General features: G+C 67.5%; 16 protein-coding genes. 7 read left to right on the forward strand and 9 right to left on the reverse strand.

The genetic code is table 11. From position 1 onward, the window contains the following. Positions 1 to 193: 193 nt before the first annotated feature. Positions 194 to 877 (reverse strand): SDR family NAD(P)-dependent oxidoreductase, encoded by a 684-nt coding sequence (locus tag VD964_RS19735; RefSeq protein WP_324870213.1) that lies wholly within the window; start codon positions 875 to 877, stop codon positions 194 to 196. A gap of 95 nt (positions 878 to 972) precedes the next feature. Between VD964_RS19735 and VD964_RS19740 the strand changes: the two genes are divergently transcribed. Then, positions 973 to 1,899, forward strand: a complete 927-nt coding sequence (locus VD964_RS19740; protein ID WP_324870214.1) for a LysR substrate-binding domain-containing protein — start codon at positions 973 to 975, stop codon at positions 1,897 to 1,899. An 86-nt stretch (positions 1,900 to 1,985) separates the two neighbouring features. Here VD964_RS19740 and VD964_RS19745 read toward each other — a convergent pair whose 3' ends face one another. Beyond that, positions 1,986 to 3,257 (reverse strand): MFS transporter, encoded by a 1,272-nt coding sequence (locus VD964_RS19745; protein WP_324870215.1) that lies wholly within the window; start codon positions 3,255 to 3,257, stop codon positions 1,986 to 1,988. Between the two features lie 98 nt (positions 3,258 to 3,355). Between VD964_RS19745 and VD964_RS19750 the strand changes: the two genes are divergently transcribed. Continuing rightward, complete coding sequence (locus tag VD964_RS19750; protein WP_324870216.1) at positions 3,356 to 4,294, forward strand: LysR family transcriptional regulator; 939 nt, start codon at positions 3,356 to 3,358, stop codon at positions 4,292 to 4,294. A gap of 15 nt (positions 4,295 to 4,309) precedes the next feature. Here VD964_RS19750 and VD964_RS19755 read toward each other — a convergent pair whose 3' ends face one another. The 6 genes from VD964_RS19755 to VD964_RS19780 form a co-directional block, all read right to left on the reverse strand. Beyond that, positions 4,310 to 5,992, reverse strand: coding sequence for a methyl-accepting chemotaxis protein (locus VD964_RS19755; RefSeq protein ID WP_324870217.1), 1,683 nt, complete (start codon positions 5,990 to 5,992; stop codon positions 4,310 to 4,312). Positions 5,993 to 6,168: 176 nt separating this feature from the next. Further along, entirely contained in the window at positions 6,169 to 7,506 is a 1,338-nt protein-coding gene (locus VD964_RS19760; RefSeq protein WP_324870218.1) for an MFS transporter, read from the reverse strand. A gap of 314 nt (positions 7,507 to 7,820) precedes the next feature. Beyond that, positions 7,821 to 8,453: an N-carbamoylsarcosine amidohydrolase gene (locus VD964_RS19765; protein WP_324870219.1), complete on the reverse strand. Its 633-nt coding sequence runs from the start codon at positions 8,451 to 8,453 to the stop codon at positions 7,821 to 7,823. 12 nt (positions 8,454 to 8,465) lie between these two features. Further along, positions 8,466 to 9,167: an Asp/Glu racemase gene (locus VD964_RS19770; protein WP_324870292.1), complete on the reverse strand. Its 702-nt coding sequence runs from the start codon at positions 9,165 to 9,167 to the stop codon at positions 8,466 to 8,468. Positions 9,168 to 9,236: 69 nt separating this feature from the next. Continuing rightward, positions 9,237 to 10,076 carry an alpha/beta hydrolase gene (locus tag VD964_RS19775; RefSeq protein ID WP_324870220.1) on the reverse strand — a complete coding sequence of 280 codons (840 nt, stop codon included), beginning with the start codon at positions 10,074 to 10,076 and terminating at the stop codon, positions 9,237 to 9,239. After that, on the reverse strand, positions 10,073 to 11,221 hold the full coding sequence (locus VD964_RS19780; protein WP_324870221.1) for an FAD-dependent monooxygenase: 1,149 nt from the start codon (positions 11,219 to 11,221) through the stop codon (positions 10,073 to 10,075). The genes VD964_RS19775 and VD964_RS19780 overlap by 4 nt, the downstream gene beginning before the upstream one ends. 468 nt (positions 11,222 to 11,689) lie before the next feature. Here VD964_RS19780 and VD964_RS19785 point away from each other — a divergent pair, with 468 nt between their 5' ends. From VD964_RS19785 to VD964_RS19805, 5 genes are all read left to right on the forward strand, one after another. Beyond that, entirely contained in the window at positions 11,690 to 12,739 is a 1,050-nt protein-coding gene (locus tag VD964_RS19785) for a 2,5-dihydroxypyridine 5,6-dioxygenase (protein WP_149224250.1), read from the forward strand. A 119-nt stretch (positions 12,740 to 12,858) separates the two neighbouring features. Next, on the forward strand, positions 12,859 to 13,341 hold the full coding sequence (locus VD964_RS19790; protein ID WP_324870222.1) for a MarR family winged helix-turn-helix transcriptional regulator: 483 nt from the start codon (positions 12,859 to 12,861) through the stop codon (positions 13,339 to 13,341). 81 nt (positions 13,342 to 13,422) lie between these two features. Continuing rightward, entirely contained in the window at positions 13,423 to 13,995 is a 573-nt protein-coding gene (locus VD964_RS19795; protein ID WP_414637215.1) for a (2Fe-2S)-binding protein, read from the forward strand. Further along, positions 13,904 to 17,503 (forward strand): molybdopterin cofactor-binding domain-containing protein, encoded by a 3,600-nt coding sequence (locus tag VD964_RS19800; RefSeq protein ID WP_324870223.1) that lies wholly within the window; start codon positions 13,904 to 13,906, stop codon positions 17,501 to 17,503. Before VD964_RS19795 ends, VD964_RS19800 begins: the two co-directional genes overlap by 92 nt. 216 nt (positions 17,504 to 17,719) lie before the next feature. Next, positions 17,720 to 19,411: an FAD-dependent oxidoreductase gene (locus VD964_RS19805; RefSeq protein ID WP_324870224.1), complete on the forward strand. Its 1,692-nt coding sequence runs from the start codon at positions 17,720 to 17,722 to the stop codon at positions 19,409 to 19,411. Positions 19,412 to 19,424: 13 nt separating this feature from the next. On the opposite strand, the gene VD964_RS19810 is transcribed toward VD964_RS19805, so the two are convergent. Beyond that, the gene (locus tag VD964_RS19810) at positions 19,425 to 20,819 is read right to left on the reverse strand and encodes a PLP-dependent aminotransferase family protein (RefSeq protein ID WP_324870225.1); all 1,395 of its coding nucleotides are present in this window, start codon (positions 20,817 to 20,819) and stop codon (positions 19,425 to 19,427) included. Positions 20,820 to 20,950: the final 131 nt, after the last annotated feature.

Here is a 20,950-nt window from a genome sequence, read left to right on the forward strand (position 1 = left end):
TCGCCGAGAACCTCGACCCGTTGCAAGTCTCGTTCGCTCATCGTGATCCAGCCCATCGCCAGCCTCCCAGCCGTCGAAAACGGGATGGAAGACTGACACTTCTATGTTGCGCTGGACTGACATTTTAGCTTTGCGCCTACATAGAAAAGGCGCATAAGGGAAATTATGGAAAAAGCTGTTCTCTGCCCCTGGCTCAGATGTTCTGGCCGCCCGAGACCTCGATGCGCTGGGCAGTGACCCAGCGGTTGTCGGGACCGAGCAGGCTCGCCACGGCCGGGCCGATGTCGTCCGGCACACCGACGCGGCCAAGCGCCGTCATGGTGGCGAAGGCCTCGTTGTAGGCCGGAGTGTCGCGCACCGCGCCGCCGAGGAAGTCGGTCTCGATGGCTCCGGGCGCGATCGCATTTGCGGTGATGCCGCGGGCGCCGAGTTCCTTCGCCAGATAGTGGGTGAGGATTTCCACTGCACCCTTGGCCGCCGAATAGGCCGAGAATCCGGGAAAGGACACACGGGTCAGGCCCGAGGAGAAATTCACGATCCGGCCGCCGTCAGCCAGCAGCGGCAACAAGGCCTGGGTCAGGAAGAAGACGCCCTTCACATGGACGTTGAAGATCAGGTCGAACTGCGCTTCGGTCGTTTCGGCGAAACCGGCCATTTCCCCGTGGCCGGCGTTGTTGACCAGATGGTCGAAGCGGTCGCGGTCCCAGGTTCCAAGGGTAGAGCGGACACGCTCTACGAAGGCGGGGAAGCCGGAAATATCGGCGGTGTCGAGTTGCAGCGCGGCTGCCCGACGGCCAAGCGCCTGGATTTCGGACACGACGGCCTGTGCCTCCGCAGCCTGGCTGCGGTAGGTGAGGATCACATGCCCAGGCGGCAAAGAGTTCGTGTCTGCAGCGCCTTGATAACGGCCGGCTTTCCGCGTGAGAACGACTTCGTATATGTAGCGTCCATACCTCAGAGGCATGGCATCCGATGGAACTCCGTCATCTCCGGTACTTCGTCGCCGTGGCCGAGGAGGGCAGCCTCACGGTCGCCGCCGAACGGCGCCTGCACACCGCGCAGCCGTCGCTGAGCCGCCAGTTGCGCGATCTTGAGTTGGAGGTCGGTGCCCAGCTTTTCCTGCGGAGTTCCCGCGGCGTCGAACTCACGCCGGCCGGTCGCGCCTTCCTGGAGCACGCCCGGCTGTCGTTGCAGGCGGCGGCCGATGCCGTTGCCGCGGTACGGCGGGCCGTCCGGCAGCCCAAGCCCAGCTTCTCGGTCGGCTTTCTGACCGGCCAGGAGGTGGAGTGGCTGTCGCACGTCACCCAGATGCTCCGCGGCCACCTGAAGGATATCGATTTCCGGGTGTCGAGCGACTTCTCGCCCGATATCGGCGAAGCCATCCAGCGGGGGGAGATCGATCTCGGCTTCTGCCGGCTCGAACCGCAGCCGGATGTGTCCTACAAGGTCATCGCGCACGAGGCGATTGTGGTCATCCTGCCGAGGGATCATCCGCTGGCCGCCTGCTCCGCGATCGACGTGCGCGACATCGATCCGGCGTCTTTCATCGGCTACACCGACACACCGCATGTGCTGCGCGGCATCGTGGAACGCTATCTGCGGGACCGCGGCGTCGTGGTGTCGCCGGCCCATAAGCTTGACGGCATTGCCACGGGAATCTCGCTCGTGGCATCTACCGGCGGCATCACGCTGCTGCCCGCCTATGTCGAGACCCTGCTGCCGCGGTCGCTGGTGAGCCGGCCGCTCGCGGGCAACGCGCCGGTGATCGAGATCGCTGCGGGGTATCGGGCGGACAACCCCTCCCCCATCCTGCGGATCTTCCTGGAGAACATCGACCAGCTCATCGCCATCAAGGCGACCGGCACCGATCGCCTGAGCCGGGAAGCAAGGGAGCTTTGAACAATGAAATGCCCCGGGATCATGCAACGCCGCATGATCCCGGGGCTTGAGAGCCGTCACGCCTGAACCTTGGTGACGGGGCCGGGTTACCGCTCCGGCCGGGTGAAGAGCCGGAGGATCAGTGCGCCGATGGACGCGATGGTCGCCACCGCGATGACGCCGTTCCAGCCCCAGTATGCCAGCGCTTGGCTGCCCAGCGTCGCGCCGGCCGCCATGCCGATGAACATGCCCACCATCAGCACCGCGTTCAGGCGGCTGCGGGCGGCCGGGTCGATGCCGTAGACGATGGTCTGATGGGCTATCAGCGACGCCTGGACGCCAAGGTCGAAGCCGACGGCGCTCGCAACCAGCAGCCACAGGCGGCCACCCTCCGGGACCAGCGGCGACAGGAACATGGCGGCAAAGGACAGCGCGGCCAGACCGGCACCCAGCCGGGTCATCAGTTCCGGCCCGCGGCTATCGGCGATCCGACCGGCGACCGGCGCCACCAGCGCTCCCGCCGCACCGGCCAGACCGAAGGCGCCCGCCGCGGCGGCGCCCAGATGGAACGGCGCACCATGCAGCATGACCGCCAGCGTCGACCAAAAGGCGCTGAAGCCCACCGACAGCAGAGCTTGGGCGATTGCTGCACGGCGCAACGCCCGATGACGGCCCCACAGGACGGTCAACGATGCCAGCAGTTCCCCGTATCCAAGGCTGGTCGTCGGTGCGAAGCGCGGCAGGCCGCGCCACAGCGCCACACCCAGCAGCGCAATGCTGCCGGCCGCCGCCACGAACACGGCGCGCCAGCCGAAATGCTCGGCGATCAGGCCGCTGACCACCCGCGACAGCAGGATGCCCAACAGAAGGCCGGTCATCACCGTGCCGACCACCCGGCCGCGATGTTCCGCCGGGGCCAGCGTCGCGGCGGCGGGCACGATGTCCTGCGCCAGCGTCGCCGACAGGCCGAGGACCAGGCTCGCCGCCAGAAGGCCGGCGATGGACGGTGCGAAGCCCGCCGCCAGCAATGCCGCGACCAGCACCGCCGCCTTGGCCAGGATGATCCGGCGCCGGTCGAAACGGTCGCCCAGCGGCGCCAGCAACAGGATGCCGGCGGCATAGCCGAGTTGGGTCAGCGTCGGCACCCAGCCGACCGACCTGCCATCGGCCTGGATGTCGGGTCCGAGGATGCCCAGCATGGGCTGGCTGTAATAGAGCGATGCCGCCGCCAGACCGGCACCGGCGGCCAGCAGGAATACCAGCGGCCGGCTCAGCCCGGCACCGGCGGCCAGCAGGAATACCAGCGGCCGGCTCAGCCCGGCATCGGAGGACGCCGGCATCGTGGCTGCGGTGCTATGCACGGTTTGAATGGTCGTCATCGTGAGACCCTCTCAAGAAACTGAACGAGAGGGACTATGGCCGCGGGATAACTGGGACGGTAGCCGGATCAGGTGTAGATTTGCTATACGTTGAGCGTATGAACACAGACCTTCCGTTGGCCGGCAGCGACCGCATCGCCCTGCTGGAAACCTTCGTCCGCATCGTGGAGGCGGGCAGCCTGTCGGCTGCGGCGGCACAGCTCGGCAGCACCCAGCCGACGGTCAGCCGCCGCCTGCAACAGCTGGAGCGGATGCTGGGCGTCCGGCTGCTGCAGCGCTCCACCCACCGGATGGCGCTGACCGACGACGGAGCGCGCTGTTACGAGCGGGCAAAGGACCTGCTCGCCGGCTGGCAGATGCTGGAAAGCGACGTGCGGGGGGCGGACGACCAGCCGTCCGGCCATCTGCGGGTGGTGGCGCCGCATGCGTTCGGACAGCAACAGCTGATCGGGCCGGTGGCCGACTATCTGCAACGCTACCCGCGGATGACGGTGGAATGGCTGCTGCACGACCGCATGCCGGATTTCATCGGCGAAGGCATCGACTGCGCCATCCGTGTCGGCGAGGTCGGCGATCCGTCCGTCATCGCGCTGCGGTTGGCGGAGGTGCCGCGGATCGCCGTCGCCTCCCCTGCCCTGCTCGACGGCCGGCCGGTTCCTGTTCATGCGTCGGAACTGGCGGATTTGCCCTGGCTGGCACTGCGCACCTTTTATCGCGACGAGGTCACGCTGACCCATGCCGAAAGCGGCGAAGCGGTGACCTTCCCGATCCGCCCACGCCTGTCCACCGACGGGTTGCAGGCGATCCGTAACGCGGCGCTTCGCGGGCTGGGAGCGGCCATCGGATCGCAATGGGCGCTGGTGGAGGATCTGACGGCCGGCCGGCTGGTCCATTTGGCGCCGGACTGGCGGGCGGCGGCGCTGCCGGTGCATCTGGTCTATCCGCCGGCCCGGCACCAGCCGATCCGCCTCCGACGCTTCATCGAGGCGATGCGCGTCGCGGTGCCCCTCGCCTTCCGGACGATCCAGGCACCGTGACGGCACACCCCATGCTCAAGCGGCGCGGACGGTGGAGAGGAAGTCCTCGACCTCGCTGCGCAGCTTGACGGTCTCGCGCACCAGACCACTGGCGGCTTCCAGCACGCCCGACGCGGCTGCGCCGGTCTGCCCGACGGTCTGGGCGACGCCGGCGATGTTGCTGTTGACCTCCGCCGTATGGCGGGCGGCCTGCTGGATGTTGGCGCCGATGTCCTTGGTGGCGGCGCTCTGCTGTTCCACCGCCGAGGCGATGGCTGTTGCGATGTCGCTGACCGAGGTGATGGTGGCGCCGATGCCCTGCACCGCCGTCACCGTGCTGCCGGTGAACTGCTGGATTTCCAGCACCTTGGCCTGGATGTCGTCGGTGGCGCGGGCGGTCTGGTTGGCCAGCGCCTTCACCTCGCTCGCCACGACGGCGAAGCCCTTGCCGTGCTCGCCTGCGCGCGCCGCTTCGATGGTGGCGTTCAGCGCCAGCAGGTTGGTCTGGCCGGCGATGGCGTTGATCAGTTCCACCACCTGCCCGATCTCCTGGGCGGCCGAAGCCAGGCTCTGGATCATGCCGTCGATCTTCGCCGCCTCGTCCACCGCGCGGCCGGCGACGGAGGTGGACATCGTCACCTGACGGCCGATCTCGGCGATGGAGGCGAACAGCTCCTCCGTCGCGGCGGCGACGGTGTTGACGTTGCTGCTGGCCTGCTCGGAGGCCTGCGACACCGCATGCGCCTGGGTGCCCGACCGCTCGGCGGCACCGGCCATGCCGGTGGCGGTGCTTTCCATCTGATGGGACGCCGCGGCGACGGCGCCCACCACGCCCATCACGCGCGCCTCGAACCGGGCGGCCATGTCGAGCAGGGCGGCGCGGCGTTCGGCGTCGGTGCGCTCCTTCTGTGCCTCGGCCTCGGCCTGCAGGCGGCGCACCTCCAGGCCGTTGCGCTTGAACTCCTCCAGCGCGCGGGCGAGCGTGCCGACCTCGTCCCCACGGTCCTGGTGGCCGATGGCGACCGACAGATCGCCGGTGGAAATGCGGTTGGTGGCCTTGGTCAGCTGCAGGATGGGCGTGGTGATGCGCCGGCCGATCCAGACGGCGAGGCCGAGACTGATCGCGGCCAACGTTGCGATCACGGCGGCGATGTTCAGCATGGTCTGCAGGCGCGCAGCGGCCACGGTGTCGAGATAGACGCCGGAGCTGACGACCCAGCCCCAGCCCTTGGTCAGCTTGGAATAGGCCGACTTCTCCACTGGATCGCTCGATCCCGGCTTGGGAAAGAAGAAGGAGGAATAGCCGCCGCCGGATTCGGCCGCCGCGATCTCGTCGCGCACGAACAGCCGGCCGGTCTTGTCGGTGCTGTCCCACATGGCCTTGCCTTCGACCTGCGGGTTCAGGTGGGCCAGGATGTTGCCCTTGCGGTCGAGGATCAGCGCATATTCCGTACCGTCGTAGCGGGCCGACCGCGCGATGTCGAGCGCCAGCTTCTGCGCGTCGGCGACCGGCAGCTCGCCGGACGCGGCCCGCTGTTCGAACCGCTCGATGATGGAGGTGACCATCTCAACCGCGACGCGGGCGCGGGCTTGGCGCTCCTCCATCATCACGGTGCCGAGCGACCTTGCGGTCATGGCCCCGGCGCCGACCAGCGCCAGGACGGTGATCAGGGGCAGCAGCAGCAGGCGCCCCCGGATGCCACGCAATGCGGAAATCATGTCTCTGTTGTCCCCGGCGACTGGCTTTTTGCGGCATGGGTCTCGGCCGCGCCGTGGCCGGACCCGCCGGAACGGCCGAACCGGCGCCGCACCCGCAGGGGCAGCACCGGCCGGACCGCTTACACACTCATATCGCGTGATCTTTCACAGATGGTTTACACGCTGCACAAAACCGGTCAGCGATTCACCACCTTGGGCGGGAGGGCGTAGACCAGCAGGGCGCCGAGCAGGAGGCAGCCGGAGAAGAACCACAAGGCGGCGCTGCTGCTGCCGGTCAGGTCGATGACGATGCCGATCAGCGAGTTGCTGACCAGACCGGCGATGCTGGCGAGCGAGATCGCCATGGCGAAGCCGGTGGCCGCCGCAGTGCCCTTCAGGAAGGTGGCCGGCAGGCTGAAATAGGCGGGAAGCGGCCCCAGAACGCCGACCGACGCGACGGTGAACAGCGCCACGGTGGCGACGAGGTTGTCGGCGAAGAAGGTGCTGGTCGCCATGGCGGCCGAGGCGGCCAGGAAGGGGATGATGATGTGCCAGCGGCGCTCGCGCATCCGGTCGGAACTGGCGCCGATCAGCAGGATGCCGACCACCGCGACGATGTTGGGGATCATCGTCAGCAGGCCGATGTGGAACGGATCGATCACGCCGGTCTTGCGGATGAAGGTGGGCAGCCAGAAGCCGATGGCGTAGGCGGTCAGCAGAATGGCGAAGTCGATGCCGCCCAGCATCCAGACCTTCAGGTTCAGCAGCCCTTCCTTGAAGCTGTGACCGGCATGCTTGGCATCGGCATCGTCGCCGTGCAGGTCGGCGGCCAGCCGGGCCTTCTCATCCCCGGACAGCCACTTGGCATCCTTGTAGGAGTTGGGCAGCGCCACGAAGGTCAGGAAGCCCAGGAGCACGCTGGGCAGCGCTTCCAGCAGGAACAGCCACTGCCAGCCGCGCAGGCCCTGGACATTGTCAAAATGGCTCATGATCCAGCCCGACAGCGGGCCGCCGATCACGCTGGACAGCGGCAGGCCGATGACGAACAGCGCCATGATGCGGCCGCGGCGGTAAGTCGGGAACCATAGCGTCAGGTAATAAAGCACGCCGGGCAGGAAGCCGGCCTCGGCGGCGCCCAGAAGGAAACGGACGATGTAGAACTGCGTCGGCGTGGTGACCAGCATGGTCGCGGCCGACAGCAGGCCCCAGGTGATCATGATGCGGGCGATCCACAGCCGCGCGCCGACCTTGGTCAGCACGAGATTGCTCGGCACCTCGAACAGGATGTAGCCGACGAAGAACAGGCCGGCGCCCAGACCATAGGCGGCCTCGCTGAACTGCAGGTCGCCCATCATCTGCAGCTTGGCGAAGCCTATGTTGATGCGGTCGAGATAGGCCGCCAGATAGCAGAAGCAGAGGAAGGGAATGAGGCGCCAGGTGATCTTCTTGTAGAGTTGGTCCGCATCGACGGACTGCGCCGCGCCCAAAGCTGCATTGGGTGCGGCATTCGCTGTTGTCGTCTGGGCATAGGACATGTCGTCTGTCTCCTTACGCTGATCGCGTTGTGAACCCGTCCTGTTTTTTCATGCCGGCGCCGCCTGTCTCGGGTGCGGCGCCGGGTGTTGGCCCCAGTTTTGTTTTTTATTGGTCCTGAACTGCTCATCCCCCCCTCCCCCCGCTCACGCGCAAACTTCGTTTGCGCTGACGCGACAGGCGGACCTTTGGTCCGCCGAAAGCGGGGAGAGGGTCGGGGTGAGGGGGATGCATGGCATGGATTTTCGGGAAGTCACGCGGTGCGACCCCCTCACCCTAACCCTCTCCCCGGGGGGAGAGGGGATATCCCCGCCCTTCATCGATTGAACTGTGCAAGCGCCTCCTGCTTGTTCACCACATCGCCGTATTTGCTGTCGATGTCGAACAGGTTGGCCTCATGAGGACCGTCGTGGCGGTCGCCGACGCACTCGCGCACCACGATGGTGCGGAAGCCGTGCTGGACCGCATCGACGGCGGTGGCGCGGATGCAGCCGCTGGTGGAGCAGCCGGTCAGCACCACCGTGTCCACCCCCATCGCGTGAAGCATCGGCGCGAGGCTGGTGCCGAAGAAGGAGCTGGCATACTGCTTGGAGATCACCACCTCGTCGGGCCTCGGCATGACCTCCGGGCAGAAGGCGGCGAGCGGGTTGCCCTCCACCATGTCCTTCATCACCGGGGCCTTGCGCACCCACATGCCGCCATCGGCGAAATGGCCGGGATGGTAGCGGATGTTGGTGTGGACGACCGGAATGCCGGTGCGGCGGGCGGCGTCCAGCAATTCCACCGTCTCCGCCACCGCGCTCACCACGCCGGGGGCGTAGAGCGGCGCGCCTTCGGTGGTGTAGCCCTGCATGAAGTCGATCACCAGCAGGGCCGGCCGCTCGCCGAAGCCGATCCGGTTGCCCCAGACGCCCTTGTAATTGTCGGATGCGCTCTGCCCGTCGGTCATGCGCCTCACTCCTCAGTAAGCACCGGACAGCAGGGCGCCGGCGCCGGGCACGACCGGCTCCAGCTTCAGCGCCTTCAGCATGGCGTAGGTCGTGGCGATGGCGGCGGTCAGCACCGGCTTGCCGGTTTCCGCCTCCACCCGCGGCACCACCGGCAGCGACGGCATCTGCACGCAGGCGGACAGGACGACCACGTCCACGCCATCCAGGTTCATGCCGCGCACGATGTCCGGCAGGTTGTTGGGGTCGTGGCGGGCGACGTCGAGGTTGTCGGGGATCTCCAGCGCGCGCCAGTCCTGCACCTCGAAGCCTTCGGCGCGGATGTAATCCACCACCAGTTCGGTCAGCGGGCGCATGTAGGGGGCGACGATGGCGATGCGCTTGGCGCCCATCACCTTCAGCCCGTCGACCAGGGCGCCGGCGCTGGTGACCACCGGGGCCGGCGCGTTGTTCTCCAGCGTCTTGCGGGCAAGCCGCGCCTCGGAATCGCGGTGGTAGCCGAGACCCATCGACATGATGGCGACGAGGCAGGCATAGCCCAGCACATCGACACGGGCGTCCGACAGCTCGACGGCGCAGCGGTCGGATTCGGCGTCCATCGCCGCCAGTTCTTCCTTCCTGACCGTCTTCATCCGCATGCGGGCGGAATGGAAGGTGAAGCGTTCCGGGCGGATCGCCTGACGCGCGGTCAGCATGGCCGGAATTTCCGTTTCCATGGTGACGTTGGAGCTGGGGACGATCTGGCCGATGCGGTACAGCGAAGACATGCGGGTGGTTCCTATCAATCAGGCGAGCGGGCCGGGGATTTGGGTGCCGAGGCTGTCGCCGAAGGCGGCGAGGAAGCCGTCGAGGTCATCCCAGGGGATCATGTGCCCGGCATTGGGGACGCGGGCGATGCGGATGGCGGGCTGGAGGCGGGCGATCTCCTCCTCGTCCTCCGGCTGGATCACGCCGCCGCGGCCGGCGACGATCAGCAGGGACGGGACCGGCAGCTTCGGCAGGTCGGCATGGATGTCGTCCTGGTGGAAGCCCTCATAGGTCCGGACGATGGCCGGCTCGTAGCAGGTGTGCAGCCATTCCGCGCGCAGACGAAGCTGATCCTCCGTCCAGGTCGGGCAGAAGGCGCGCATGGCGTCGGCATCCATGCCCTTCAAAGACTGGCGGATCGAATCGACGTACCAGGGCAGGCCGCTGGGATAGGGCCGGCGGCCGGGGCCGGAGACCGGCGGATCGATCAGCACCAGTTGGCGCAGCCCCTTCGCATCGCTGCGCACCGAAGCGCGGATGGCGAAGCGGGCGCCCATGGAATGGCCGACAAGGACGTAATCGGTCAGGCCCAGCGCAGCGACGAAGGCGTTCACGTCGTCGGCGCAGGCATCGATGCCGTAATCCAGATGCGGCCCGCTTTCCGACAGACCGCGCCCGCGCACGTCCAGCACATAGGTGTCGAACTGCTGCCCGAAGCGCTCGGCGACGAAACCCCAGGTGACGGCCGGGCTGGTGATGCCCGGGATCAGCACGATGGCCGGGCGGCCGGCATGTCGCTCGCCGCCGTAACGCAGGTAATGCTGGCGGATGCCGTTGGCCTGGACATTGGCGCCGTAGAGGAAGGTCGAGGCGGTCATGCCGTGATGCCTTCGCGCAGCGGCTGCTCATAGACGTCGTAGCCGAAGACCCAGGCGGGATCCTCCTGCGTGCGCAGGAAGGTGTTGGCGTTGGACACCGCCTGCACCCGCGTTGCGCGGTCCTTGCGGTTGGCCTCGTACAGCGCGAAGGCGGTGCGGTAGTCGGTCAGGCCGGTCTCGCTCAGGCAGCGCGTCAGCATCGCCGCGTCCTCGATCGCCATGCCGGCGCCCTGGGCCATGTGCGGCTTCATCGGGTGGCAGGCATCGCCCAGCAGGACCAGCCGGCCGCGGCTCCACAGCGGCAGCGGGTTGCGGTTGCGCAGCGGCCATTTGGTGACCTCTTCCGTGCACTCGATCAGCGCCTGGACGGTCGGGTGATAGCCCTGGAAGGCCTCGAACATCTCCTCGCGGCTGCTGTCGACGAAGGCCTCCTGGAAGTCCCAGGCCGGGTGCGGCACGCCGGTGACGTAGTAGTATTCGTCGCGCTTCCCGGTGGTGAAATAGACCATCATGTGACGGTCCTCGGTCCACCACTTGATGCAATCCTCGAAGGTCAGGTCGTATTTGGCCAGCTGGTCGCCGCGGATCAGCGCGCGGTGCGCGACCCAGCCGCTGTAGTTCGGCGCTTCGACGCCCAGCAGGGCCTCGCGGATGCGGGAGTTGATGCCGTCGGCACCGATGACGATGTCGGCACACGCCTCGGTCCCGTCGGCGAAGGTCAGATGCACGTCGTCGCCGCTGTCGGTGATCGTCTCCAGCCGCTTGTCGAAATGGACGGAGCCGGGGGCAAGCGTGTCCATCTGCAGCAGATGCATGTCGCCGCGGTGGACGGTGACGTAGGCGGCGCCGTATTCGCGCTTGGCGAAATCACCCAGCGGGATGCGCGACAGGTAATCGCCGGTGAAGCCGTCGCGGCTGAACCAGAAGTCCGGCTTGGAGCCCATCGCCTCCAGCGGCTTTTCGATGCCGAGCCGGCGGAACACCTTCATCACGTTGGGACCGACATGAATCCCCGCGCCCAGCCGGGAGAATTCAGGTGCCTGTTCGTAGACATCCACCTGGAACCCGGCCTGCTGCAGAAGCCCGGCGGCGGCGGCTCCGCCCAGGCCGGCTCCGACAATGGCGATTCTCTGAGTCTTTCCCATGGGTATGGCCCTTTGCTGACGTGGGGGTGTTCGGTCGGCGCCGCCGAAGGGCTCGCGACCGGATGCAAGGGTGCGGGAGGAGTGTCCGGGGGCTTCTCGCCCCGGCTCCGGCCGTCGACCGTTGCATTGAACTCGATATGAAGTGTGTACGCTGTTTCAACTTGCCACGCAACACAATTCGTCATACAACGCTACTCAGGCTTTGCCGGGCCGTCAGGGCCGTTTGCGGCGCGGAGTGACCACGATTTAGCCTTGCTTAGCCTCATTTTAAGTCACGGTTGCCTATTTAGCACTCATATCGACACAGCAACAGCGAAGGGCTTACCCCCACACTGTTCATGGTCGAATTAAGCTTATACGCTCTATATATCCTGGTCAGCCCGCTGCGATGACAGCGGATGTCCACCCGGAAACACGGCCCGGATCGCGTTTTCAGCGGCTGCGGCCACCAAGGTTGGGAGAGATGACATGCCGGTGAGCGATCGCGAACTGACGCAGATGTTCGAACGGGTTCTGACCCTGTCCAAGGTGGACAAGACCCAAAGCGTCGCTGTGCTTAAGAGCGACTATTCCAACCCGCGCATCGTGCGTGCCGCGATGGACGCGGCCCAGCGCCTGGGGGCGAACGTGTACGGGGTCGAACTGCCGGCCTTCAACCACCCGCGCGCCATGGGCATGGACATGACCGCCTATTGCGGCGACACGCCGCTGACCGGCAACCTCGCCGCCCAGCGCGCGCTGGAGGCGGCCGACCTGATCGTCGACACCATGATGCTTCTGCATTCGCCGGAGCAGGAGCAGATCCTGAAGACCGGCACCCGCATCCTGCTGGCGGTCGAACCGCCGGAGGTGCTGGCCCGCATCATGCCGACGGAAGAGGACAAGATTCGCGTCAACGCCGCGGCGGAAAGGCTGAAGCGCGCCCGCTCCATCGCCGTGACCTCCAAGGCCGGCAGCGATTTCCGCGCGACTCTCGGCCAATATCCGACGGTGACCGAATACGGCTTCGCCGACGAGCCCGGCCGCTGGGACCATTGGCCGAGCGGCTTCCTGTTCTCCTGGCCGGACGAAGGCAGCGCGGAAGGCACACTGGTGCTCGACGTCGGCGACATCCTGCTGCCCTTCAAGACCTATGTGCGCGAGAAGGTGACGCTGGAGATCGAGGAAGGCTTCATCCGCCGCATCCATGGCGGGTTCGAGGCGGAATACCTGCGCGACTACATGGCCTATTTCAAGGATCCGGAGGTCTACGGCATCTCCCACATCGGCTGGGGCCTGCAGCCGCGGGCGCAATGGACGGCGATGGGCCTGCACGACAAGAACGACGGCATGTGCATGGACGCCCGGGCCTTCTACGGCAACTTCCTGTTCTCCACCGGCCCGAACACCGAGGTCGGCGGCAGCCGCAAGACCCCCTGCCACATGGACATCCCCTTGCGCGGCTGCGACATCCTGCTGGACGGCGAACCGGTGGTGCTGGCCGGCGACGTGGTGGCGCCGGAAGCCTCCAGGGCATGATCTCCGGCTTGAACGGCGGCATGAAGGGCGGGGCGAGCCCGAAAGCCCGCCGCCCTTCCCTGCCCCCGCCGCCGCTGCTATCGTTCGCCACACACCCGGTCCACCGCATGTTGTCCCCGATGTCCCAAGACCTGCTGCCCGAAGACGGTCACAAAGCTGGCCCCGGAGAGGCGGATTACGTCTTTTCCGACCAGATCGGCCATCTGCTGCGGCGGGCCTATCAGCGGCACCTCGCCATCTTCCAGCGCAACGCCTGCGACCCTCAGCTGACCTCGGTGCAGTTCGTCACGCTCTGCGCCATCCGCGACAACGGGCCGAGTTCGCTGATCGAGCTGGTGAAGTCCACCGCCATCGATCAGGCGACGATCCGCGGCATCGTCGACCGGCTGAAGGCGCGCGGGCTGATCAGCCAGACCTCCGACGCGCAGGACCGGCGCAAGGTCATCAACTGCCTGACAGACGAGGGGCGGCAGCTGCTGGAGGACATGGTCCCCTGCGCCAAGCGGATCAGCGAGTTGACCATGGGACAGCTGAACCCGGCGGAACGGCTGGCGGTCACCCATGTCCTGCAGAAGATGATCACGCAGGACGGGGAGGAGTAACCCACCGCAGGATGGCCGACAGGCCATTCCCCTCGCGAATGCCGCGGGGATGCGGGACCTATCGTACCGGACGGACGCTTTATGGAAAAGACCATCGCGCTGCGGGTGAATGGCCGCGCCGTCTCGGTGACGGCGATGGCCGATACGCCGCTGCTCTACATCCTCCGCAACGATCTGGCCCTGAACGGGCCGAAATACGGCTGCGGGCTCGGCGAATGCGGGGCCTGCACCGTCATCCTCGACGGCGTCGCCGCGCGCTCCTGCGTCATCCCGCTGGCGGGGGCGGAGGGGCGCGAGGTGGTGACACTGGAGGGGCTGGGCAGCAGCACCGCCCCGCACCCGGTCCAGCAGGCGTTCATCGACGAGCAGGCCGCCCAGTGCGGCTATTGCATGAACGGCATGATCATGACCGCCAAGGCGCTGCTCGACCGCAACCGGAACCCGACGATGGACGAGGTGCGCCGCGCCCTGTCCGGCAACCTGTGCCGCTGCGGCACCCATGTCGAAATCCTGCGCGCCGTTATGCGGGCTGCGCGGCTTCTCTCCTCCCCCGGAGCACATCATGACGATCAACCCAACGCCCGAATTGCAGTCCCAGCCGACGCCGACGCGTGCGGAGCTGATGGCGGCGACCGGCGTCCTGCTGATCGTTGACGAGATCCAGCCGCCCTCCGGCCCGGTCGCCAAGGGTGGCACCGCGACGTCGAAGCCGCCGGAAATGGCGCTGTTCCTGGCGGTGCGCGACGACGGGCAGGTCTTCGCCTTCAACGGCCATGTCGATCTCGGCACCGGCATCCAGACGGCGCTGACCCAGATCGTCGCGGAAGAACTGGATCTGCGGATGGATCAGCTGCGCATGGTGCTGGGCGACACCGGCCGTGCGCCCAACCAGGGCGCCACCATCGCCAGTGCCACCATCCAGATTTCGGCGGTCCCCTTGCGCAACGCCGCGGCGGAGGCGCGCCGTTATCTGCTGGAGCGCGCCGCCGCCCTGTTCGGCGTGCCGGTGGGTGAATTGCGCGTGGATGAGGGCGTGGTGATCGCAGGAGACGGCAACCGCCGCATCTCCTACGGGGAGCTGGTGCGGGGCGAGCGGGTGGAACTGCGCATCAGCGGCAAGGCCCCGCTGAAGGCACGCGAGCAGTACAAGCTGGTCGGCAAGGGCGCACCGCGCGTCGACATCCCGGCCAAGGCGACCGGCGAATTCTCGTATGTGCACGACCTGCGCCTGCCGGGGATGCTGCATGGCCGGGTGGTCCGCCCGCCCTATGCCGGCATCGACAGCGGCGAGTTCGTCGGCAACAGCCTGGAGAGCATTGACGAAAGCTCCATCGCCCACATCCCCGGCGTCATCAAGGTGGTGGTGCTGCGCGACTTCGTCGGCGTGGTGGCGGAGCGGGAGGAGCAAGCGATCAAGGCCGCGCGCGAACTGAAGATCACCTGGAGGCCCTGGACCCGCAAGCTGCCTGACCTGTCGAACCTCGCCCAGGCGCTGCGCGAGAATCCCAGCACGCCGCGCAAGGTGCTGGACAAGGGCGACGTCGATGCCGCGCTCGCCACCGCCGACCAGCGGATGACGCGCACTTATGTCTGGCCCTACCAGATGCACGGCTCCATTGGTCCGTCCTGCGCGGTGGCTGACTGCAATGCGGACCGCGCCACCGTCTGGTCCGGCACCCAGAACCCGCATCTGCTGCGCGCCGACCTCGCCTGGCTGCTGGAATGGCCGGAGGAGCGGATCGACGTGGTGCGGATGGAGGCGGCCGGCTGCTATGGCCGCAACTGCGCCGACGACGTGGCGGCGGATGCGCTTCTGCTGTCGCAGGCGGTCGACCGTCCGGTGCGCGTCCAGCTGACCCGCGAGCAGGAGCATCTGTGGGAGCCGAAGGGCACCGCGCAATTGATGGAGATCGATGGCGGCATCAGCGCCGACGGCGGCATCGTCGCCTACGATTTCGCCACCAGCTACCCATCGAACGGCGCGCCGACTCTGGCGCTGCTGCTGACCGGGCGTGTCGATCCGGTGGCCGCCGTGTTCGAGATGGGCGACCGCACCTCCATCCCGCCCTATGATTACGAGAACATGCGGGTGGTCATCAACGACATGGCCCCCATCGTCCGCGCTTCCTGGATGCGCGGGGTGTCGGCGATGCCCAACAGCTTTGCCCATGACAGCTACATCGACGAGCTGGCCTTCGCCGCCGGGGTCGATCCGGTGGAATTCCGCCTGCGCCACCTGCGCGAGGACGAACGCGCCGCCGACCTGATCCGCGCCGTCGCCGGCCGCGCCGGCTGGCAGCCTCGCACGGTACCGCAGCAGACCCCGCCCGAGGGCGATGTTCTGCGTGGCCGCGGCTTCGCCTATGCCCGCTACATCCACAGCAAGTTCCCCGGCTTCGGCGCCGCCTGGGCCGCCTGGGTGGCGGACGTGGCGGTGGACCGCAAGACGGGCGAGATCGCGGTGACCCGCGTGGTGGTCGGCCATGATGCCGGGCAGATGATCAACCCCGACGGCGTGCGCCACCAAATCCACGGCAACGTCATCCAGTCGACCAGCCGCGTGCTGAAGGAACAGGTGGAATTCGAGGAGTCGGTGGTCGCCGCCAAGGAGTGGGGCGGCTACCCGATCATGACCTTCCCGGAGGTGCCGGACATCGACGTGGTGATGATGCCGCGCGAGAACGAGCCGCCGCTGGGATCGGGCGAATCCGCCTCCGTCCCCAGCGCGGCGGCCATCGCCAACGCCATCTTCGACGCCACCGGCATCCGCTTCCGCGAGTTGCCGATCACGGCCGAGCGGGTGCGCGAGGCGCTGAATGGCCCGTCCGAACCGGTCCCGCCCTCCCCGCCGGAAGCGATGAAGCCGCGCAAGCGCGGCTGGAAGGCGTGGCTCGGCGCATCGCTGACCGGTTTATGCGGGGTGATGATCGGCATGGCGAGCAGCGCCCTGCCCTTCCGCGCCGAAATCGCCCCGGTGTCGCCGCCGTCGGCCGGGCTGTGGTCGACCGCCACCATCGAACGCGGGCGGCAGCTGGCGGCGCTCGGCGACTGCGCGGTCTGCCACACGGTAGAGAATGGTGCGACCAATGCCGGCGGCCGGCCGTTCGAGACGCCGTTCGGCACCGTCTACAGCACCAACATCACACCGGATCCGGACAGCGGCATCGGGCGCTGGTCCTTCGCCGCCTTCGACCGGGCGATGCGCGAGGGGATCAGCCGCGATGGCCGGCATCTCTACCCGGCCTTCCCCTACACCGCCTTCCGCAACATGACCGACGACGACATGCAGGCGCTCTACGCCTACATGATGACGCAGCCGCCGGTGCGCAGCGGGACGCCGGCCAACACCATGCGTTTCCCCTTCAACCTGCGCCCGATGATGGCGGGGTGGAACACCCTGTTCCTCAACCGCGAGACCTACAAGCCGGACCCGCAGAAGACTGCGGAATGGAACCGCGGCAACTATCTGGTCAACGGGCTCGGCCACTGCGCCGCCTGCCACAGCCCTCGCAATGCCTTGGGGGCGGAGAAGCTGGGCGAGGCCTTCCTGGCCGGCGGCACCGTCGATGGCTGGGAAGCGCCGGCCCTGACCGCGCTGTCCAAGGCGCCGAAGCCCTGGACGGAGGATGACCTGTTCACCTACCTGCGTACCGGCTTCTCCCAGCGCCACGGCGTCGCCGCCGGCCCGATGGCCGCGGTGGTGCATGAGCTGTCCACCGTCCCCGAAGCGGATGTGCGGGCGATGGCGGTCTATCTCGCCTCGCTCGGCAGCGATGTGGGCGGCGATGCGGTGGAAACGCCGGCGCTCACCCCGGCACCCGTGAGTTCCGCGAATGGAGAGCGCATCTTCAATGGTGCCTGCCAAGCCTGCCACAGCGACGGCAACGGACCGACGCTGTTCGGCGTCAGCCCGTCTATGGCGGTGAACAGCAACGTCCACAGCGACAGCCCCGACAATCTGGCCCGCGTCATTCTGCACGGCATCCAGAACCCGGCGACCCGCGACCTCGGCTATATGCCGGCCTTCCGCGACAGCCTGTCCGACAAACAGGTTGCCGATCTGATGGCGTATCTGCGCGGCCGCTTCGCTCCGGACAAGCCGGCCTGGACGGACATTGCGACCGTGGTGGCGAAGGCGCGGGCCAATCCGGGAACGCACTGACGCGGGCGCATGCGATGTCGCATACCGTGCTGGCGCAAAGTCCAGGCGCCCATGATCCTGCGGCATCCGCCGAGATGGCGGTTCGGCGTGCTGTACCCAAACCCCCGTATAGTATGCGGGACGCTCGGCGCGCCATAGAGTCTGTCCATGGCCGGCTTTGTGGCGCAGTGGCGCTGTCGCGGTGCGGCCTGTCTCCGGATCGGCCGCGAGGATGCCATGAGCCTGATCGATACCCGCAAACACCAGATGCTGCCGACGCTGAATGCCGGACAGCTCGAAACCGTCCGCCGATTCGCCGGCTCCAGCCCGAGACGCTTCAGCCCCGGTGAAGCGGTGTTCAATGTCGGCGACCGCCACCCGCCGGCATGGTTCGTCCTGCGGGGCGACATCGAGGTGATGCATCGCAACGGGCTTGGGCACCAGGGCGTGATCGCGACGATCGAACCCGGCCAGTTCACCGGGGAAATCAGCCAGCTCGGCGGCCGTCCGTCGCTGGCCATGGGGACGGCCGGTCCGGACGGGTGCGAAGCCTTCCCCTGCGATACCGCCCATCTGCGTGCGCTGCTGGTCGGGTCGGCGGATATCGGCGAAATCGTTCTGCGCGCCCTGATCCTGCGGCGGGTCGGTCTGTTGGAGACGGCCGATGCCGGTTCGGTGCTGGTCGGGCGTCACGACGCCCCCGAAACGGTCGAGCTTCAGAACTTCCTGCTCCGCAACGGGCATCCCTGCTCCGTCCTCGATCCCGGGCAGGATGCCGAGGCGCGCGACCTGCTGGACCGGGCGGGGATCGCCGACGAAGACATGCCGCTGATGATCTGCCCCGATGGCATGATCCTGCGCCGGCCGAGCAATGCCCAGGCCGGTGCCGCGCTGGGCCTGACGCCGGTCCTCGATCCAAAACGGGTGTATGATGTGGCCGTGGTCGGGGCGGGACCCGCCGGACTGGCCGGCGCGGTCTATGCCGCTTCTGAGGGCTTGTCCGTCCTGGTGCTCGACGGCCGGGCCATCGGTGGGCAGGCGGGAGCCTCCGCTCGCATCGAGAACTATTTGGGCTTTCCGACCGGCATCTCAGGTCAGGCGCTTGCCGGCAGGGCCTTCAATCAGGCGCAGAAGTTCGGCGCCGAGATCGCCATCCCGGTTCAGGTGGGCGTGATCGAGCCTGCCGAAGGCGGTCCGTTCCGCATCCATGTCGGTGGCGGAACCGGCGAACAGGAGACCGTCATGCAGGCCCGGACGGTGGTGATCGCCTCGGGGGCACGATACCGGCGGCCGGACATTCCGGATCTGGAGGTATTCAAGGGCGCGGGCGTGTCCTATTGGGCGTCCCCCGTCGAAGCGAAGCTGTGCCGCGGGCAGGAGGTTGTCCTGATGGGGGGAGGAAACTCCGCCGGGCAGGCGGTGGTCTTCCTCGCGCCATTCGTCGAGACGCTCCATCTCGTCATACGGGGCGGCGGGCTTGAAGCGTCTATGTCGCGCTATCTGATCGACCGGATCATGGACCTGCCGAATGTGGAGCTGCATACCGGCAGCGAAATCGTCAAGCTGGAGGGCGATGCCTCGGCCGGGCTCTCCGCCGTCACGCTTCGGCACCGGGCGACCGGCGTGGGTCGCCAGTTGGCCGCGCGCCATCTGTTTCTGTTCATCGGAGCGGACCCGAACACCGCATGGCTGGAGGGGCGCGTCGCCCTGGATGCGAAAGGGTTCGTTCTGACCGGTGACGCTACGCCGGTCAATGGGGCCCGGCCCCTTCCGCTGGAGACGAGTTGCCCCGGCCTGTTCGCCATCGGCGATGTCCGGGCCGGCTCGACCAAGCGGGTCGCCGCCGCGGTGGGGGAAGGCGCCGCCGTCGTCGCGCAGATCCACGGCGTCCTGTCGCGGATGTCGGAAGCCGAGGCGCAGAAGCGATAGACTATCCGCGTGGCTAGTCTCCTGCCGCCATCGCACGCGTCAGCACGTCGAACACCCGCGGGTCCTCCATCTGGGCGACATTGAAGCGCAGGAACGCCGAAGCCGAGCGGGTCACGCTGAAGACGTCTCCGGGCGCGAGAACCACGTTTTCGCGCAAGGCCGCACGGGCGACATCGGCGGCGTTCCGGCCGTCGGGCAGGCTGCACCACAGATAGAATCCGCCGCGCGGCATCAGCCATGGATGCAGGCCAAGCGCGTCCAATTTAGCCGCAACCTCGCGGCGGCTCCGCGACAGCCGTCGGCGTAGGGCGTCGAGATGCTTGCGATAGCTGCCGTCGCTCAAGGTCGCCAGGACGAGTTCGGCGGCGACGGGACTGGGGCCGCCGAAACTCGTCGCAACCTGCAGATCGACCAGCGCCTCCACCCAATCCTGCCGGGCCGCGATGTAGCCGCAGCGGATCGACGCGGACAGCGTCTTGGAAAAGCTGCCGATGCGGATGACCTGGGCCAGCCCGTCGAGGACGGCCAGCCGCGGCGACGGCTCATGCTCGAACCCGGCGAAGATGTTGTCCTCGACGATGGTGAGATCGTGAGCGGCGGCGGCGCCGAGCAGCTTGTGTGCGGTTTGCGGCGACATCGTCGCGCCGGTCGGGTTGTGGAGCGCCGAGTTGGTGATGTAGAGTCTTGGCCGATGCGCCGTCAGGGCTTCGGTGAACAGGGCCACATCGGGTCCATTCCTCGTATAGGGAACACCGACGATCCGGGCCTGATGGGCGCGAAGCAGCGCCTGGAAATTGAAGTAGCAGGGGTCGTCGACGAGCACCGCGTCACCGGGGCGCAACAGAAACCGGCAGATCAGGTCGATGGCCTGGGTTCCGGAGCCGGTCAGAAGGATTTGATCGGCGCCCGCCGATATCCCTTCGTCCGCGAATTGGCGGGCGAGCAGACGGCGCAGGGATAGCGATCCGCGCGTGCCGCCATAGTCCGCCAGCACGGCATCGTCGGCAGTCGCGAGACGGCGGATCGCCCGGCGGATCGCGGCGTTCGGCATCCAGTCGGCCGGCAGCCAGCCGCATCCCGGCTTCGGGACCCCTGCCGCCGCATCGAGCGACTGGCGCGACACCCAGAACGGGTCGATGGTCCGGTCGAGCCGGGGTTCGACCTCGGCCAGGGCGAGCGGCGGCAGGGCGCCGGACACGTAGAATCCCGAGCCGGGGCGGGAGCGGATCATGCCTTCGGCAGCAAGCCGGTCGTAGGCCTCCACCACCGTCGATGGCGACACGCCCATGGTGGCGGCGAAGCCGCGGATCGAAGGCAGCTTCTCACCCGGCGACAGCGTGCGGCTCGCCATCCTGCGGCGGATCGCATCCATCACCTCGCCAGTCCGAGTGCCGCTCCGGCTGTTCATCGTGCAACCTCCGCCTTAGGCGCCGCCCCCATGTGTATGGCTTCCGTAGCCAATACAGTTCGGTGGAATTGTATGGGACTGTCGCTGTCTTCGCCAGGGTGCATGACGCTAGCATCGCTGCGAACGGAGTG

It is taken from the genome of Azospirillum sp., from assembly GCF_035628975.1.
In the GTDB taxonomy this organism is placed as follows: Bacteria; Pseudomonadota; Alphaproteobacteria; order Azospirillales; family Azospirillaceae; genus Azospirillum.